Annotated in this window: 12 protein-coding genes and 1 tRNA gene; 7 read left to right on the top strand and 6 right to left on the bottom strand. The window is 72.9% G+C overall.

Annotated elements, in window-relative coordinates; translation table 11 throughout:
• The first annotated feature begins 38 nt into the window (after nucleotides 1-38).
• A complete protein-coding gene (locus ACFHW0_RS13940) occupies nucleotides 39-1,706 on the top strand; it encodes a fumarate hydratase (RefSeq protein ID WP_416607688.1) in 1,668 nt (555 codons plus the stop codon).
• Between the two features lie 60 nt (nucleotides 1,707-1,766).
• Here ACFHW0_RS13940 and ACFHW0_RS13935 read toward each other — a convergent pair whose 3' ends face one another.
• The gene (locus ACFHW0_RS13935; protein WP_416607687.1) at nucleotides 1,767-3,587 is read right to left on the bottom strand and encodes a DNRLRE domain-containing protein; all 1,821 of its coding nucleotides are present in this window, start codon (nucleotides 3,585-3,587) and stop codon (nucleotides 1,767-1,769) included.
• A gap of 206 nt (nucleotides 3,588-3,793) precedes the next feature.
• On the opposite strand from ACFHW0_RS13935, the gene ACFHW0_RS13930 reads away from it, so the two are divergent.
• Nucleotides 3,794-5,203 (top strand): class II fumarate hydratase, encoded by a 1,410-nt coding sequence (locus ACFHW0_RS13930; protein ID WP_416607686.1) that lies wholly within the window; start codon nucleotides 3,794-3,796, stop codon nucleotides 5,201-5,203.
• Between the two features lie 505 nt (nucleotides 5,204-5,708).
• Here ACFHW0_RS13930 and ACFHW0_RS13925 read toward each other — a convergent pair.
• On the bottom strand, nucleotides 5,709-6,254 hold the full coding sequence (locus tag ACFHW0_RS13925; RefSeq protein WP_416607685.1) for a CGNR zinc finger domain-containing protein: 546 nt from the start codon (nucleotides 6,252-6,254) through the stop codon (nucleotides 5,709-5,711).
• Between the two features lie 75 nt (nucleotides 6,255-6,329).
• Here ACFHW0_RS13925 and ACFHW0_RS13920 point away from each other — a divergent pair, with 75 nt between their 5' ends.
• A complete protein-coding gene (locus ACFHW0_RS13920) occupies nucleotides 6,330-7,295 on the top strand; it encodes an EamA family transporter (RefSeq protein WP_416607684.1) in 966 nt (321 codons plus the stop codon).
• 136 nt (nucleotides 7,296-7,431) lie between these two features.
• Nucleotides 7,432-9,120 carry a S8 family serine peptidase gene (locus tag ACFHW0_RS13915; protein WP_416607683.1) on the top strand — a complete coding sequence of 563 codons (1,689 nt, stop codon included), beginning with the start codon at nucleotides 7,432-7,434 and terminating at the stop codon, nucleotides 9,118-9,120.
• A 98-nt stretch (nucleotides 9,121-9,218) separates the two neighbouring features.
• Here the strand turns inward: ACFHW0_RS13915 and ACFHW0_RS13910 are convergent, their stop codons facing one another.
• Together ACFHW0_RS13910 and ACFHW0_RS13905 are read right to left on the bottom strand one after the other, a co-directional pair.
• Entirely contained in the window at nucleotides 9,219-10,358 is a 1,140-nt protein-coding gene (locus tag ACFHW0_RS13910; RefSeq protein WP_416607682.1) for a hypothetical protein, read from the bottom strand.
• A gap of 175 nt (nucleotides 10,359-10,533) precedes the next feature.
• Nucleotides 10,534-11,181 carry an IclR family transcriptional regulator gene (locus ACFHW0_RS13905; RefSeq protein ID WP_416607681.1) on the bottom strand — a complete coding sequence of 216 codons (648 nt, stop codon included), beginning with the start codon at nucleotides 11,179-11,181 and terminating at the stop codon, nucleotides 10,534-10,536.
• 64 nt (nucleotides 11,182-11,245) lie between these two features.
• On the opposite strand from ACFHW0_RS13905, the gene cysS reads away from it, so the two are divergent.
• Together cysS and rlmB are read left to right on the top strand one after the other, a co-directional pair.
• Entirely contained in the window at nucleotides 11,246-12,661 is a 1,416-nt protein-coding gene (gene cysS, locus ACFHW0_RS13900; protein WP_416607680.1) for a cysteine--tRNA ligase, read from the top strand.
• Nucleotides 12,661-13,794, top strand: coding sequence for a 23S rRNA (guanosine(2251)-2'-O)-methyltransferase RlmB (gene rlmB, locus ACFHW0_RS13895; protein ID WP_121401529.1), 1,134 nt, complete (start codon nucleotides 12,661-12,663; stop codon nucleotides 13,792-13,794). The genes cysS and rlmB overlap by 1 nt, the downstream gene beginning before the upstream one ends.
• A gap of 123 nt (nucleotides 13,795-13,917) precedes the next feature.
• Here rlmB and ACFHW0_RS13890 read toward each other — a convergent pair whose 3' ends face one another.
• Nucleotides 13,918-15,009: an ABC transporter ATP-binding protein gene (locus tag ACFHW0_RS13890; RefSeq protein ID WP_416607679.1), complete on the bottom strand. Its 1,092-nt coding sequence runs from the start codon at nucleotides 15,007-15,009 to the stop codon at nucleotides 13,918-13,920.
• 332 nt (nucleotides 15,010-15,341) lie between these two features.
• Between ACFHW0_RS13890 and ACFHW0_RS13885 the strand changes: the two genes are divergently transcribed.
• Nucleotides 15,342-15,418: transfer RNA gene (locus tag ACFHW0_RS13885), tRNA-Thr, on the top strand.
• A 157-nt stretch (nucleotides 15,419-15,575) separates the two neighbouring features.
• Here ACFHW0_RS13885 and ACFHW0_RS13880 read toward each other — a convergent pair.
• Nucleotides 15,576-15,803 (bottom strand): hypothetical protein, encoded by a 228-nt coding sequence (locus ACFHW0_RS13880; protein WP_121401525.1) that lies wholly within the window; start codon nucleotides 15,801-15,803, stop codon nucleotides 15,576-15,578.
• Nucleotides 15,804-15,858: the final 55 nt, after the last annotated feature.

Raw genomic sequence — 15,858 nt, 5'->3', positions numbered from 1 at the left:
TGCGACTGATCGACTCTTCTGCCCTAGGCTTTCCGCTCATGAGCAGTGCCGCCGCGTTCTCGTACGCTCCCTTGCTGCCGACCGGCCCGGACCAGACGGAATACCGCCTGGTCACCGACGAGGGCGTCGACGTCGTCAACGGGCCGGGGAGTCGCCGGTTCCTCACCGTGGAGCCGACCGCGCTCACCGCGCTCACCGCCGAGGCGATGCACGACATCGCGCACTTCCTGCGCCCCGCGCACCTGGCCCAGCTGCGGTCGATCATCGACGATCCGGCGGCCTCGCCGAACGACCGGTTCGTCGCGCTCGACCTGCTGCGCAACGCCAACATCGCGGCCGGCGGCGTGCTGCCGATGTGCCAGGACACCGGCACCGCGATCGTGATGGGCAAGCGCGGCCGGCACGTGCTCACCGACGGCAGCGACGCCGAGGCCGTCTCGCGCGGCGTCTACCAGGCCTACACCCGGCTCAACCTGCGCTACTCGCAGCTCGCCCCGCTGACCATGTGGGAGGAGCGCAACACCGGCAGCAACCTGCCGGCCCAGGTCGAGCTCTACGCGGAGGACCCGGACGGGCAGCCCGACGCGTACAAGTTCCTCTTCATGGCCAAGGGCGGCGGCTCGGCCAACAAGTCGTACCTCTACCAGGAGACCAAGGCGCTGCTGAACCCCACGCGGATGATGCAGTTCCTGGAGGAGAAGCTGCGGCTGATCGGCACCGCCGCCTGCCCGCCGTACCACCTCGCCGTCGTCATCGGCGGCACCTCCGCCGAGTACGCCCTGAAGACCGCCAAGTACGCCAGCGCCAAGTACCTCGACGCGCTGCCCACCGCCGGCGCGATGACCGCGCACGGCTTCCGGGACCTGGAGCTGGAGGCGGAGGTGCTGGAGCTGACCCGCAACTTCGGCATCGGCGCGCAGTTCGGCGGGCGCTACTTCTGCCACGACGTGCGGGTGGTCCGGCTGCCCCGGCACGGCGCGTCCTGCCCGGTGGCGATCGCCGTCTCCTGCTCGGCCGACCGGCAGGCGGTCGCCAAGATCACCCCGTCGGGCGTGTGGCTGGAGCGGCTCGAGACCGACCCGGTGCGCTACCTGCCCGACGTCACCGACGAGACGCTCGACGCGTCCGAGGTGGTCCGCGTCGACCTCAACCGGCCGATGGACGAGATCCGCGCGGAGCTGTCGAAGTACCCGGTGAAGACCCGGCTGTCGCTGACCGGCCCGCTCGTCGTGGCCCGCGACATCGCGCACGCCAAGATCGCGGAGCGGCTGGACGCCGGTGAGCCGATGCCGCAGTACCTACGCGACCACGCCGTCTACTACGCCGGCCCGGCCAAGACGCCGGAGGGCTACGCGTCCGGCTCGTTCGGCCCGACCACCGCCGGCCGGATGGACGCGTACGTGGAGAAGTTCCAGGCCGCGGGCGGCTCGCAGGTCATGCTCGCCAAGGGCAACCGCTCCGCCCAGGTCACCCGCTCCTGCCAGCAGCACGGCGGCTTCTACCTCGGCTCGATCGGCGGCCCGGCCGCCCGGCTCGCGCAGGACTGCATCAAGCACGTCGAGGTCCTGGAATACCCGGAGCTGGGCATGGAGGCGGTCTGGAAGATCCAGGTGGAGGACTTCCCGGCCTTCATCGTGGTCGACGACAAGGGCAACGACTTCTTCGCCGAGGTCACCAAGCCGGTGCTGACGGTCGGTCGGCGCTGATCCACGCGTACGCGAAGGGGCGCCGGGCAGTGGCCCGGCGCCCCTCGTCGTTGCCCTACGTCAGCTGGCCCGGCTGGCGTAGAAGGTGCCGCTGAAGGTCTCCGACACGATCCCGTCGCCGGTCCGCGTGTGGACGGTGATCCGGTGGATCCCGGCGGTCGTCGGGGTGTACCCCACCGACGCCGACCCGTCTGCGCCCGCCGCGACCGTCTGCGCCGGACGGCCGTCGAAGGAGTAGACGAACTCCGTCACCCCGGGCATGCCGGCCTGGAGGACGAACGTCCCCGGCGTGCCGGCGACCGCACCCTGGAACTTGTTGATCGGGTACTCGACGGAGCTGACCGTGGGCCTGGTCGCCAGGTGGAACCGGTAGCTGCCCTCGCCGGACGGCAGGTCACCGGCCGTGCGACTGCGGACGTACACGGTGTTGTAGCCCGGCTTCGTCGGCGTGACCGTGACCGTGGCCGTGCCGTCGGCGGTCGCCGGCACGGTCTGCTCCGGCCCGTCGTCGAGCCGGTACGTGTACTCGACGACGCCTTCCATCCGGGGCGCGAACGTCAGGGTGCGCGGCTGGCCGTACCCGGCCGTCGGGTTGGCGTCGGTGATCGTCGGGCTGGTGGTGCGCACCCGGAACACGTGGCTCGTGGGCGTGGAGCGGTTGCCCGCGCGGTCCACCGCCTCGACGGTGAGCGTCCTCGGCCCGTCCCGGTCGGGGGTGAGGGTGACGGTCGCCGAGCCGCCCGGGACGTCGGCCGCCACGTCGGTCGACGGCTGCCCCATCATGCTGTAGCGGAATCGCACCGTGTCGGTGCCGCCGCCGGCGGAGAAGGTGAACTGGCCCGGGATGCCGGGACCGCCGTACCACCCGTCGTCGGCCGGGTAGTCCGTGGAGCTGACCGTCGGCTGCGCGGGGCTGGTGGCGTCGACCGCGAACCGGCACTCCGCCGACCACGCGGAGGTGGCGTTCTGGTCGGCCGCGCGGACCGCGAAGGCGTAGCTGCCGCCGTCGACCATCGCGCCGGCCGGCACGGTGTAGTGGAAGCGGCGCGGCGCGGAGAACGCCCCCGAGGTCCACTCCGTCCGCTCGTCGGGCCGGTCGACCGGCCACCACGCGAAGGTCGCCGTCACCCGCTCAACGAGGCCGGTCCAGTTCGCGTCCGTGTCGGTGACCTCGGCGGTGAGGGTCGGCGTGGCGGTGTCGATCACGTGATCGCCGGCGCAGTCCCGCCCGGCGACGGTGAGGGCGCCCGGCACGTCGGGCGCGGCGTTCGCGGTCAGCGAGATGCCCGGCGTCCGCAGCCGCCGACCGTGGTGCTTGTTCTCCTCGTGGTCCCGGGGGACCCGGATCATCAGGGTGAGCGAGTCCTGCCCGTCGTTGACCGCCTGCCGCACGGTCTGCGTGAGCAGCAGTTCGAGGTGGGCCGCCGGGCAGGGGGCGGTGGGACCGAGGTCGCCGACCTTCTCCCGTACGGTCGGCGCGTCGTCCCACGTCGGCGCGGTCGCCGGCGAGTCCGTGCGCCACAGCTCCAACTCGCGCGGCCGGTCGCAGTCCGCGACCGCCGACTCCCCGGTACGCAACGTGGCGTCGATGATCTCCTTGCCCCGGTAGGGCGTCAGGTCGAACGTGAGGTAGGCCCTGGTCGTGTGCTTGACCCCGGCGGTCTCCAGAGTGCCGACCGGGACGTCCGCCTCCGTGGTGGGGAAGGCCGTGGTCGGCTGCACCGCGTCCGTGTAGCTCACGCTCGTCGGCAGGACCCAGCGGGCCGGTGCGGCGACGGCGGGCTGGGCGGTGACGGCGACCGCCCCGGTGGCGATGAGTAGTGCGGTGAGCCCGGTGGTGAGGAGCCGGCGCGGAGCGCGCCGACGGCGTACGGCGGGCACGCCGGTGGAACCCCGTTTTTCGTGCAAGGTGGAAGACCCTCCGATGGAGTGTGAATACTTCCACGATCTTAAGTGCCTGGTCCCGGTGCCGGCGCCCGACTTTCGACCGACCCCGGTGCGCCGGCCGGCCCGTACCGCCGGATGCCGGCCGGGCTGACGATCCGGCTCGCCGCGATCATCTGCACGTCGGCGCGCGGCGCGGCAGGATGGTACGCGTGACGACTCCAGAGGCGACGGGTTACCGGATCGAACGCGACTCGATGGGCGAGGTGGAGGTGCCCGCCGAGGCGCTGTGGCGGGCGCAGACCCAGCGCGCAGTACAGAACTTCCCGATCTCCGGCCGGGGCATCGAGCCGGCCCAGATCCGGGCGCTGGCCCAGATCAAGGGGGCGGCGGCCGAGGTCAACGGCGAGCTGGGCGTGATCGACGCGAACGTGGCCGCGGCGATCGCCGCCGCCGCCGCGCACGTGGCCGACGGCGGCTACGACGACCAGTTCCCGATCGACGTGTTCCAGACCGGTTCCGGCACGTCGTCGAACATGAACACCAACGAGGTCATCGCGACTCTGGCGAGCCGGGAACTGGGCCGGGACGTGCACCCGAACGACGACGTGAACGCGTCGCAGTCCAGCAACGACGTCTTCCCGTCCTCGATCCACCTGGCCGCCACCGAGGCGGTCGCGCGGGACCTGCTACCCGCACTGGCCCACCTGGCGGAGGCGCTGGAGGGCAAGGCGGCGGAGTTCGAGACCGTGGTGAAGGCCGGGCGTACCCACCTGATGGACGCCACCCCGGTCACCCTCGGGCAGGAGTTCGGGGGGTACGCCGCCCAGGTCCGCTACGGCATCGAGCGGCTGGAGGGGGCGCTGCCCCGGCTGGCCGAGCTGCCGCTGGGCGGCACAGCGGTGGGCACCGGCATCAACACCCCGCTCGGCTTCGCCGCGAAGGTCATCGAGAGGCTGCGTAACTCGACCGGACTGCCGCTGACCGAGGCGCGCAACCACTTCGAGGCGCAGGGCGCCCGGGACGCGCTGGTGGAGACCTCCGGGCAGCTGCGCACGGTCGCCGTCGGTCTCTACAAGATCGCCAACGACATCCGCTGGATGGGTTCGGGCCCCCGCGCCGGCCTGCGCGAGCTGCGCATCCCCGACCTCCAGCCCGGCTCGTCGATCATGCCGGGCAAGGTCAACCCGGTGGTCGCCGAGGCGGTGCGGCAGGTCTGCGCCCAGGTGATCGGCAACGACGCCGCCGTCGGGTTCGCCGGCTCCCAGGGCGACTTCGAGTTGAACGTCATGCTTCCGGTCATGGGCCGCAACCTGCTGGAGTCGGTCCGCCTGCTCGCCGCGTCGAGCCGGCTCTTCGCGGACCGCCTGGTGGTCGGCCTGGTCGCGGACGCCGAGGTCTGCCTGGCGTACGCGGAGGGCTCGCCGTCGATCGTCACCCCCCTCAACCGTCACCTCGGGTACGACGAGGCCGCCTCGATCGCCAAGGAGGCGCTGGCCAAGCAGGTCTCGATCCGCGAGGTGGTCGTCTCCCGGGGCCACGTCGACTCGGGCAAGCTGACCGAGACCCAGCTCGACGAGGCGCTCGACCTGCTCCGGATGACCCACCCCTGAGTCGTCCCGCCCTGAGTCGTCCCGCCCCGTCCCGCCGCGCCCGGGCCGTCCGGGCCTTGGTCCGGTCCGTGGCTCGCCCTTCCCGGAAGGCGGCGAGGGGAGGCGCTGTCGAGTCTGCCCGCACCGGTCAGCCTTGTCAGGCGTCCGGAGAGGGCCGTGGGTGAGCGCTGTCGTCGGGTGTCCGTGCCCGTGTGCCCGGTCCCGCTCGCGGAGGGCGGTGTGCGCGCTGTCGAGTTGCCCCATCGGTGGGACCGAGGCGCCGACGGGCCGGTGACCAACGCCGGCAGGTTGGACCATCCGGCGTGGAGCAACGGCGAGGGCCGTGCGCCCGGAGTGGTCCAATGGACGGGGCAGCTCGACAGGGCGGACGGCAGGTGTGCCGACGGGCGGACCGGTGACACGTTTCCATTGGCGGCGTCGACGGTGGTGACGGTCGCCCTGCGTGCTGCTGCGGGTCGCGATGACCCGTGGCTGATAGCCGGGCGGGCCCGCTGGATCGTCGCCGTCAACCGCGCGCGGCGGACCTGCGGGCGCGGTAGGCGGTGACGGCGGCGCGGTTGCCGCAGCCCGCGTCACAGAACCGGCGGGAGCGGTTCTTCGACAGGTCGACGAGCACGTTCTCGCAGTCCGGGTGGTCGCAGATCCGCAGCCGGCGCAGCTCCCCGGTGCGGACGAGATCCGCCAGCGCCATCGCCGCCTCGACGGCCATCCGGGTCGCCAGCGGCGCGTCGCGCGGCACGGCGTGGATGTGGTACGGCTCGTCGTCGTGCGTGATGAGCTGCGGCAACGCGGCGTTCTCGCGCAGCAGCCCGTTGACGATGGCGACGATCCCCTCGGTGTCGGCGTACCAGACGCGGCGCAGCCGGGGTCGCAGGTCGCGTACCGCCCGCAGTTCGTCCTCGGTGTGCTCGTGCCGTCCGCTGTAGGTGTGGGCGACGAAGAACGCGTCCAGGGCGGCGACGTCGGGCAGGCCCTCACCGGCGCGGCCCTCGGTGTTGACCAGCGCGGCCATGGCAGTCAGGGAGCATTCCGTGTCATGGGTGAAGAGCAACTTGACTCCTGTCGGGGTGCCCGCATAGCGTCACGAGCGTAGTGGCAGTTTACTCATGACAGTGGGAGTGGATCGATGCGTCAACCACCCGCCGCCGGGCTCGGTCTCGGCCTCGCCCTGCTCTCCGCCGTCACCTTCGCCACGTCCGGCACGTTCGCCCGGTCGCTCATCGACGCCGGCTGGTCGGCCGAAGCGGCCGTGGTCGCCCGCGTCGGCGTCGCCGCGCTGGTCGTGGCGGTCCCGGCCGTGCTGTCCCTGCGCGGCAGGTGGGGCGTGCTGCGCCGCAACCTCGCCGCGATCGGCGTGTTCGGGCTGCTCGGGGTCGCCACGGCCCAGGTCTGCTTCTTCAACGCGGTCCGTTACCTGCCGGTCGGCGTCGCGCTGCTGCTGGAGTACCTCGGCATCGTCCTGGTGGTGGGCTGGATGTGGCTGGTCCACGGGCAGCGTCCCCGCCGGCTGACCGTCGCCGGCTCGGTGGCGGCGCTCGCCGGCCTGTTCTTCGTCCTGGACCTGACCGGTGCCGGCGGGCTCGACCCGGTGGGCGTGCTCTGGGGGCTCGGGGCGGCGGTCGGCCTCGCCGGCTACTTCGTGCTCGCGGGGCGGGTCGACGAGGAACTGCCCTCGGTGGCCATGGCCAGCGGCGGCATGGCCGTCGGGGCCGCCGTCCTGCTGCTGCTCGGTGCGGTCGGCGCGCTGCCGCTGCGCGTGTCCCTCGGCGAGGTCACCTTCGCCGGGCAGCGCACCAGCTGGCTGGTGCCGGTGGTCGGCCTGTCGCTGGTCGCCGCCGTCGTCGCGTACCTCGCCGGGATCGCCGGCACCCGGATCCTCGGCGCCCGGCTGTCGTCGTTCGTCGGGCTGACCGAGGTGATGTTCGCCGTGCTCATCGCCTGGCTGGTGCTGAGCGAACTGCCCACCGTGGTGCAGCTGCTCGGCGGTGCCCTGATCGTCGCCGGCGTCGCGTTGGTACGCGTCGACGAGCTGCGCGCTCCCCGTGCCGAGGACCGCCCGGAGCCACGCGCCACCGAGCCCGCCCTGCCGTGACGACCTGAACGGTCCGGCCTGCCGCCCGCACTGCGGATGAAAACGAGATTCCCGCCATAGCCGACGTTGCCCTGGCGGAATGCGCACCGGTGATGTCTGATGGCTGCCACGTCCCTCAACGAGAGGATCCGATGTGGTGAGCAAGCGCTTCACCGCCGGTGCTGTCGCGTCCGCGACCGCACTGGCACTTGCGGTGACAGGCATGAGCGTGCCGGCCAGTGCCGAGCCGAGCAGTGCCCGTACCTTCACCGTCGTCGCCGAGGACGGCGTCTCGGCGGACGCCGCGATCGCCGCCATCCGGTCGGCCGGCGGCACGGTGGTCTCCCGCTCCGACGACGTCGGCATGTTCCGGGTGACCAGCGACCGGGCGGACTTCGCGGCCAAGGCCACCGCCGCGACCGCGCTGATCGGCGCCACCGAGCAGAAGGCGATCGGCCGCAAGCCCAAGCTGGACCGGGTCGAGCAGGAGCACCTGCTGGCCGCCGCCGCGGCCAAGGGCGCGGGCGCCAAGCGGGGCAAGAAGATGGACCCGCTGGACGAGAAGCTCTGGGGCCTGGAGATGGTCCGGGCGGACCAGGCGCGCAAGGTCGAGCCGGGCGACCGCCGGGTCACCGTCGGCGTGCTGGACACCGGCGTCGACGCCAGCAACCCCGACATCGCGCCGAACTTCAACTGGGCGCTGTCCCGCAACTTCGCCCCCGACATGGTGGACGTCGACGGCCCGTGCGAGGTGGCGAGCTGCCTCGACCCGGTCGGCACCGACGACGGCGGGCACGGCACCCACGTGGCCGGCACGATCGGCGCCGCCGCCAACGGCTTCGGCCTCTCCGGCGTCGCCCCGAACATCTCCCTGGTCGAGCTGAAGGGCGGCCAGGACTCCGGCTACTTCTTCCTGGAGCCGGTGGTCAACAGCCTGCTGCACGCCGGCAAGGTCGGCCTGGACGTGGTCAACATGTCCTTCTACGTCGACCCGTGGCTCTACAACTGCACCGCCAACCCGGCCGACTCCCCGGAGCACCAGGCCGAGCAGCGGGCCATCATCAAGGCCATGAAGCGGGCGTTGAACTTCGCCCACGACCGGGGCGTCACCCTGGTCGGCGCGCTGGGCAACAACCACGAGGACCTGGGCGACCCGCGCACCGACGTGTCGAGCCCGGACTACGGCGACACCGCGCCCTACCCGCGCGAGATCGACAACGACAGCTGCTGGGACCTGCCCGCCGAGGGCCCCAACGTGATCGGCGTGTCGTCGGTCGGGCCGTCGGGGAAGAAGTCGGACTTCTCGAACTACGGCACCGAGCAGATCTCCGTGGCGGCGCCCGGCGGCTGGTTCCGTGACGGCTTCGGCACGGACACCTACCGCACCGACGCCAACATGATCCTCTCGACGTACCCGAAGAAGGTGCTCCAGGAGGAGGGCTCGGTCGACGCCAACGGCAACATCGTCGCCGGGTTCGAGGAGACGGTCTTCAAGGAGTGCAAGGCCAACGGTGAGTGCGGGTACTACACCTACCTGCAGGGCACCTCGATGGCCGCCCCGCACGCCTCCGGCGTCGCCGCGCTGATCGTCAGCAAGCACGGCAAGAAGGAGCGTCACGGCGGCTTCGGGATGGCGCCGAAGCTGGTGGAGCAGCACCTCTACCGGACGGCGGCCGAGCACGCCTGCCCCGAGCCGCGCCTGCAGTCGTACGCCAACGAGGGCCGGGACGCCGAGTTCGACGCCTACTGCGCCGGAGGGCTGAACTTCAACGGCTTCTACGGTTACGGCATCGTCGACGCGTACGCGGCGGTGAAGACCCCGCTCAAGCCCAACGCCCGCCCGTAACGGCGGACGGCAGGGGCCCGGCCGACTCGTTCGGCCGGGCCCCTCGCATGTCCGGCGGTGGGCGACCGACCCGTCGGACGGTGGCGGAAGCGTCCCGGTCACTGACGCCAGCCCCGGGCCCCGAGCGCGGCGCGAACCTCGCGCAGGACACCGGGGAAGTCCTGGCGGAGTCGCCTGCCGGTCACGGGCAGCACGAGCCAGCCGGCGCCGACCAGCCCGGCGATCCGGTCGAGGTGCCCGTTGCCGGCCTCGGCGTGCCGCCCGTCCTGGGCGACGGCGACGCGGTACGCCGGCCACGCCAGGTCGGCGTGCAGGACCAGCCCGGAGGCGACCCGGACCGGGTGCCGGGCGGCGGGGCGCGGCAGCCCGGCCAGCACCAGCCGCACCCGCAACTCGGACTCGACCGGCGACCGGGCGCCCGGATCCGCCAACTCGAACACCCAGCGCGCCCGGCGACCGCCGGGCCGCTCGGCGTTGCGGTCGGCGACGTCGACGAGAGCCTCGCGGCTGGTCAGCCCCTGCCGGAGCAGCGAGTCGACGATGCCGACCGCACGGAGCGGCTCCAACCAGACCGCCGTCTCCCACGCCGCCGAGGTCGGATCCGTGCCGGCCGGCACGCCGGCGGTCCGCAGATCCGCCACCAGCAGGCCGCCCGGGGGCGGAAGGACCGCGCTGGTCCGGCCGGTGGCGGACGGGCGGGCCGCCGTGCTCCGGCTTCCGCCGGGCGGGCGGACCGCGACGTGCCGGCGCTCGGCGGACGGGCGGGCCGCCGTGCTCGGGCCCTCGCCGGGCGGGCGGACCGTGACGTGCCGGCGGTCGGCGGTCGGTCGGCCCGGCACGCCCGGACCGTCGCCCCCTCGGAATCGTGCGGACGCGCACGACGGCGGCGTGGCCGGGCCCGTGGAGTGCACGCGCAGGCCCCGCTGTGGGCCGAGGCGCATCGTCCTGGGGACGAGGACGTGCACGTCGTCGGTGAAGGAGGCGGCGTGCTCGACGCCGTGCAGGTAGGCCGCCGAGGGACCGGCGACGACCGCCTCGGGCGGCAGCCGCAGGACCGCGGCCCGGCAGGCCAGGGCGTGGTCCCGGTCCAGCCGGGCGTCGGCGTAGACGTCGTGGCGCAGGCGCAGCCAGGCCGAGCTGCGCAGCTGGTGCTCGGTGACCAGCCCCTGTCGGATCGCGTCTGAGCCGCGGAAGACCTGCCAGGCCAGTACGCCGGGCCGGTGCGGTGGAGGTGGCATGTGGGCAGCGTGCCCGCCGCCCGGCCCCGCCCGACAGCCCTGTGGACAACCGGGGCCGCCCCGACGAATGCCGACTGTGGACAACCGGCACGACGGCCGCCTGATGTGGTAGAGGGCCGCCCCGGACATGGGGGCGGCGGCTCGGGGCGGCGGCTCGGGAAAGGAGGGCGGTGGCTCAGGAGAGGGCGGTGGCGATGGCGGTGGCGGCGGCGAGGACCTGCGCGCCGACCACCTCGGCGTCCAGCGGGGCCAGCGCCACCACCCCGACGCTCGCCTCCAGCCCCGGCACGCCGAGCACCGGGGCGGCCACCCCGTACGCGCCGGACTGGAGTTCCCCGGCGGTGCTCACCGGGCCGGCGGCACCCGCCCGGCCGGCGAGGATGGCCCGCCCGGCCGCCCCGCGCTCCAGCGGGTGGCGTGCCCCCGTCCGGTACGCGACGTGGAACGACGTCCAGCTCGGCTCGACCACGGCGAGCGCGACCCCCTCGCCGCCCTCGACCACCGTCAGATGGGCGGTCGCGCCGGCCTGCTCGGCGAGGCGGCGCAGCGCGGGCAGCGCCCCCTCGGCGAGCAACGGCTGGGCCCGCCGGGCCAGGTGCAGCACCCCGGCGCCGAGGCGCAGGCGGCCCTCGCCGTCGCGGCGCAACATGCCGTGCGCGGCGAGCGCGCCGACCAGCCGGTACACCGCCGCCCGGCCGACGCCCAACCGGTTCGCCGCCTCGGTGATGGTCAGTCCGCCCGGCGCGTCGGCGACCAGGTGCAGCAGCCGCAGCCCGCGGTCCAGCGTCTGCGCCGTCTCCCCGCCCCGCGCCGTCGTCTCCACGCCCAGCAGCGTACGACCCGGCTCCGGACAACCCCGGAACGCGTGGGACGGCTACCCTTGTACGGTGACGCTACGCCTGTATGACACCGCCACCCGATCGGTGCGGGACTTCGTCCCGCGGGAAGCCGGCAAGGTGGGGGTCTACCTGTGTGGTCTCACCCTCCAGGCCCCGCCGCACATCGGTCACCTTCGCTCCGGCGTCAACTACGACGTGCTGCGCCGCTGGCTGCTCGCCGCAGGCTACGAGGTCACCTTCATCCGCAACGTGACCGACATCGACGACAAGATCCTGGTCAAGGCGATGGAGCAGGGCCGGCCGTTCTGGTCGATCGCGTACGCCAACGAGCTGATCCTCGCCGATTCCTACCGGGCGCTCAACGTGCTGCCCCCGACGTACGAGCCGCGGGCCACCGGGCACATCCCGGAGATGCACGAGCTGATCGCCAAGCTGATCGCCGACGGGCACGCCTACCCGGCCACCGACGACTCCGGCGACGTCTACTTCGACGTCTGCTCGTGGCCGGCGTACGGCTCCCTGTCGGGGCAGTCGCCGGACGCGATGCAGTCGGCCGGGGACGCGCCCGACCGGGGCAAGCGCGACCCGCGCGACTTCGCGCTCTGGAAGGGCGCCAAGCCCGACGAGCCGGCGGACGCCTACTGGCCGTCGCCGTGGGGGCGGGGCCGGCCGGGCTGGCACATCGAGTGCTCGGCGATGTGCCGGCGCTACCTCGGCGCCGAGTTCGACATCCACGGCGGAGGGCTGGACCTGACCTTCCCCCACCACGAGAACGAGATCGCCCAGTCGCAGGCCGCCGGGCTGCCGTTCGCCCGCTACTGGGTGCACCACGGGCTGCTCAGCATCGGCGGCGCCAAGATGGGCAAGTCGCTCGGCAACGCCCTCGACCTGACGTACGTCGACTCGCTCGGGGTGCGCCCGGTGGAGCTGCGCTACTACTACGCCGCCGCGCACTACCGCTCCCGGATCGACTACTCGGAGGACGCGCTGCGCGAGGCCGCCGTCGCGTACCGCCGGATCGAGGGGTTCGTGCAGCGGGCCGTCGAGCGCGTCGGCGCCGGTCAGCTCGGTGAGCTGCCGGGTGCGTTCGCGGCGGCCATGGACGACGACCTGAACACCTCCGCCGCGTTCGCCGTCCTGCACGAGGTGGTCCGCGACGGCAACACCGCGCTGACCGGCGGCGACGATGTGACCGTCCGCACGGCGCTGGCCTCGGCGCGCGCCATGCTGGATATCCTCGGGGTCGACCCCCTCGACCCGGCGTGGACCGGTGGCGGCCGCGCGGACGACCTGCGCGGCGTGGTGGACTCGCTGGTCGCGCTGGCCCTGGAGCAGCGCGCACAGGCCCGCGGCCGCAAGGACTGGGCCGCCGCAGACGCCGTACGCGACCAGCTCAAGCAGGCCGGCGTGGTGGTCGAGGACACCCCCCAGGGCCCCCGTTGGACTATTGGAGAGCAGGACTGATGGCCGGCAACTCGCAGCGCCGTGGCCGGCGTCTGACGCCGAAGGCGGGAGCCCCGAAGGGCTCCGGTGGCAAGAACAAGGACGCCCTCGCCGGGCGGGGCAGGACCCTGCCCGCCGACGAGCGGCCCTGGCACAAGGCCTACTCGGGCACCGAGAAGCTGCCCCAGCGCACCGCCTGGAAGCAGGACAAGGAGCGCCGGGCGGCGGCCGAGGAGGGGCGCGCCCCCAAGATCGGTCAGCCGGGCAGCAAGGACACCACCTGGGGCAGGGGCGGTGGCCGGGGCACGCCGACCGGCGGCGGTCGCGGCACGGGCGGTCGGGGCGCCAGGCCCACCGGTCGTGGCGGCCCCCGGGTCGCACCGGGCCGCAAGTCCAACCCGTCGAAGGACACGCCGGAGCTGCTGGTCGGGCGCAACCCGGTGCTGGAGTCGCTGCGCGCCCAGGTGCCGGCGACCGCGCTCTACACCGCCCAGGGCATCGACGCCGACGACCGGGTCAACGAGATCGTCCGGACGGCCGCCGACCGGGGCATCGCGATCCTGGAGGTCAGCCGGGCCGAGCTGGACCGGATGACCGGCGGGGTGCTGCACCAGGGCATCGGGCTCCAGGTGCCGGCGTTCGCGTACGAGCCCTTCGAGGACCTCGTCGCGGCGGCGCTGGAGCAGGCCGCCCCGCTGCTGGTGGCGCTGGACGGGGTGACCGACCCGCGCAACCTCGGCGCGGTGATCCGGTCCGCCGCCGCCTTCGGCGCGCAGGGTGTCTTCGTACCGGAGCGGCGGGCGGCCGGGATCACCGCGACCGCCTGGCGGACCAGCGCCGGCGCGGCGGCGCGGGTGCCGGTCGCCCAGGTGACCAACCTGACCCGGTCGCTGAAGGCCTGCCAGGACGCCGGCTTCCTCGTCGTGGGCCTGGACGCCGACGGCGAGACCGACCTCTACGACCTGGAGGCCGCCGTCGGCCCGCTGGTCGTGGTGGTCGGCTCGGAGGGGCGGGGGCTCTCCCGGCTGGTCGGCGAGACCTGCGACCTGACGGTCAGCATCCCGATGGTCTCCGACGTCGAGTCGCTCAACGCCAGCGTCGCGGCGGCCGTCACCCTCGCCGAGGTGGCGCGCCGCCGGGCCGCCGAGGGCTGATCCGCAGACACGGCAAGGGGTGGTCCGCCGACGGCGGACCACCCCTTCGCCTTCGGAGGCATACGGCCGGACAAGACGATGGGGGTGCCCGCCGATCGGCGGGCACCCCCATCTCGTCGTACGTCAGATGCGGTTGCCGGTGCTCGCGTTGAAGACGTGGCTGCGGCCCTCGCGCGGCTTGACGAACACGGTGTCGCCCATGTTCGGCATGGTGCGCCGGTCGGTGCGGACCACGAAGCGCTCGTTGCTGCCCTCGAGCGCGGCGTGGCCGTAGATGTTGGCGTCCGAGCCGAGGTCCTCGACCAGCTCGACGACGACGGGCATGCCGCCCTCGGTCGGGCTGACCAGGTCGCAGTCCTCGGGGCGGAAGCCGACGGTCACCTTGTTGTCGCCGCCGTCGGCGCGGGCCGCCTCGACCTGCTCACGGGTGAGCGGGATCTGCAGGTCGGCGAAGGCGGCGCCCCGCTCGCTCAGCGGCACGGTCTTGATGTTCATGGCGGGGGAGCCCATGAAGCCGGCGACGAAGACGTTGGCCGGGGTGTCGTAGAGCGCCCGCGGGGTGTCCACCTGCTGGAGCACGCCGTCGAGCATGACCGCCACCCGGTGGCCCATGGTCATGGCCTCGACCTGGTCGTGGGTGACGTAGACGGTGGTGACGCCCAGCTTCGACTGCAGCGACGCGATCTGGGTACGGGTCTGCACACGCAGCTTCGCGTCGAGGTTCGACAGCGGCTCGTCCATGAGGAAGACCTGCGGCTCGCGGACGATCGCCCGGCCCATGGCCACCCGCTGGCGCTGACCGCCGGAGAGGGCCTTCGGCTTGCGGCCCAGGTACTCCTCCAGCTGGAGCAGCGCCGCCGCCTCCTTGACCCGCCGGTCGATCTCGGCCTTCGAGGTCTTGCGCAGCTTGAGCGCGAACGCCATGTTCTCGTACACCGTCATGTGCGGGTAGAGGGCGTAGTTCTGGAAGACCATCGCGATGTCGCGGGCCTTCGGCGGCAGGTGGGTGACGTCCCGGTCGTCGATGTGGATTGAGCCCTGGTCGACGTCCTCCAGGCCGGCGAGCATGCGCAGGCTGGTGGACTTGCCGCAACCGGAGGGGCCGACCAGGACGAGGAACTCGCCGTCGCCGATCTCCAGGTCGAGCTGGTTGACGGCGGGACGCTCCGTGCCCGGGTAGATCCGGGACGCCTTGGAGTAGGTGACCGTAGCCATGGTGGGGTGCTTCCTTTCACCGGCAGGAACGTGCCGGACGATCCGAGTGAAGGAGCGGCCGGCACGGGTACGCGCCGACCCACGGGCAGCCTCTCGATGATCGAGATGTCGTCCGTGTCACTGCACGGTAAACGGCTTTACGTCACCTGCCAAGGCGGGGCGCACGGGATGGGACGGACCGCATAGACATTCCGGTCACTCGGGCACGGGCGGACATCAATCGACCGTCGATGTCGGTGGACGTCGTTGCATCGGCGACGTTTCCCGTGGTCGGGGGGCCTGCCGAGGCGGAAATCCGGACGTCAGTCGCTATGCTGACGTCGGCACCGCACGCCCCTGTAGCTCAGCTGGCCAGAGCACTCGCCTTGTAAGCGAGATGTCGCCGGTTCGATCCCGGCCGGGGGCTCCAAATTTCATCAGGCATTCCACGCCGGGTGCTGTCGTGTGCCGGCCGGTCGACCGCAGCGTCGATACAGCAGCCGGGTGCACGGCAGCCGGCCGTGCTGTGGGTGTCGCCGAACGCCAGGACGCCCACTGTCGAACGCGCACCGCCGGGCCGGCCGGTGTCAGGGCGTCGTGTCGAAGTGGACCTCCACGTCGTAGATCAGGCGGAGGGGCTTGCCGTTGGTGACGCCGACGAAGACCGGCTCGGCGGCCGGGGTGCGGCCGTGGCGCCAGACCTCGCTCCGGGCGGCGTCCCGGGACTCGTGGTGGTGTTTCCCCGCTCGGTGCAGGGCCAGGACCCGGCGGGCGGTGGTCGGGTCGGTGTCGAGATGGATCCGCATCAGGGGCATGTCCGGGCCTCCTCTGGAACGTGGCGGCCGACGAACCTAACGCGCGTCGAGGAAC

This window comes from Micromonospora sp. LOL_025 (assembly GCF_048060285.1).
Lineage (GTDB): Bacteria > Actinomycetota > Actinomycetes > Mycobacteriales > Micromonosporaceae > Micromonospora.
The sequence above is the reverse complement of the archived record's forward strand: the minus strand, read 5'-3'. Positions and strand labels throughout refer to the sequence as shown.

Excerpts from the sequence above, each read along its gene's own strand:
- ACFHW0_RS13910 (WP_416607682.1), bottom strand. The coding sequence starts at position 10,358 with ATGCCACCTCCACCGCACCGGCCCGGCGTACTGGCCTGGCAGGTCTTC.
- ACFHW0_RS13940 (WP_416607688.1), top strand. The coding sequence starts at position 39 with ATGAGCAGTGCCGCCGCGTTCTCGTACGCTCCCTTGCTGCCGACCGGC.
- ACFHW0_RS13930 (WP_416607686.1), top strand. The coding sequence starts at position 3,794 with ATGGTACGCGTGACGACTCCAGAGGCGACGGGTTACCGGATCGAACGC.
- ACFHW0_RS13890 (WP_416607679.1), bottom strand. The coding sequence starts at position 15,009 with ATGGCTACGGTCACCTACTCCAAGGCGTCCCGGATCTACCCGGGCACG.
- rlmB (WP_121401529.1), top strand. The coding sequence starts at position 12,661 with ATGGCCGGCAACTCGCAGCGCCGTGGCCGGCGTCTGACGCCGAAGGCG.
- ACFHW0_RS13920 (WP_416607684.1), top strand. The coding sequence starts at position 6,330 with ATGCGTCAACCACCCGCCGCCGGGCTCGGTCTCGGCCTCGCCCTGCTC.
- ACFHW0_RS13880 (WP_121401525.1), bottom strand. The coding sequence starts at position 15,803 with ATGCCCCTGATGCGGATCCATCTCGACACCGACCCGACCACCGCCCGC.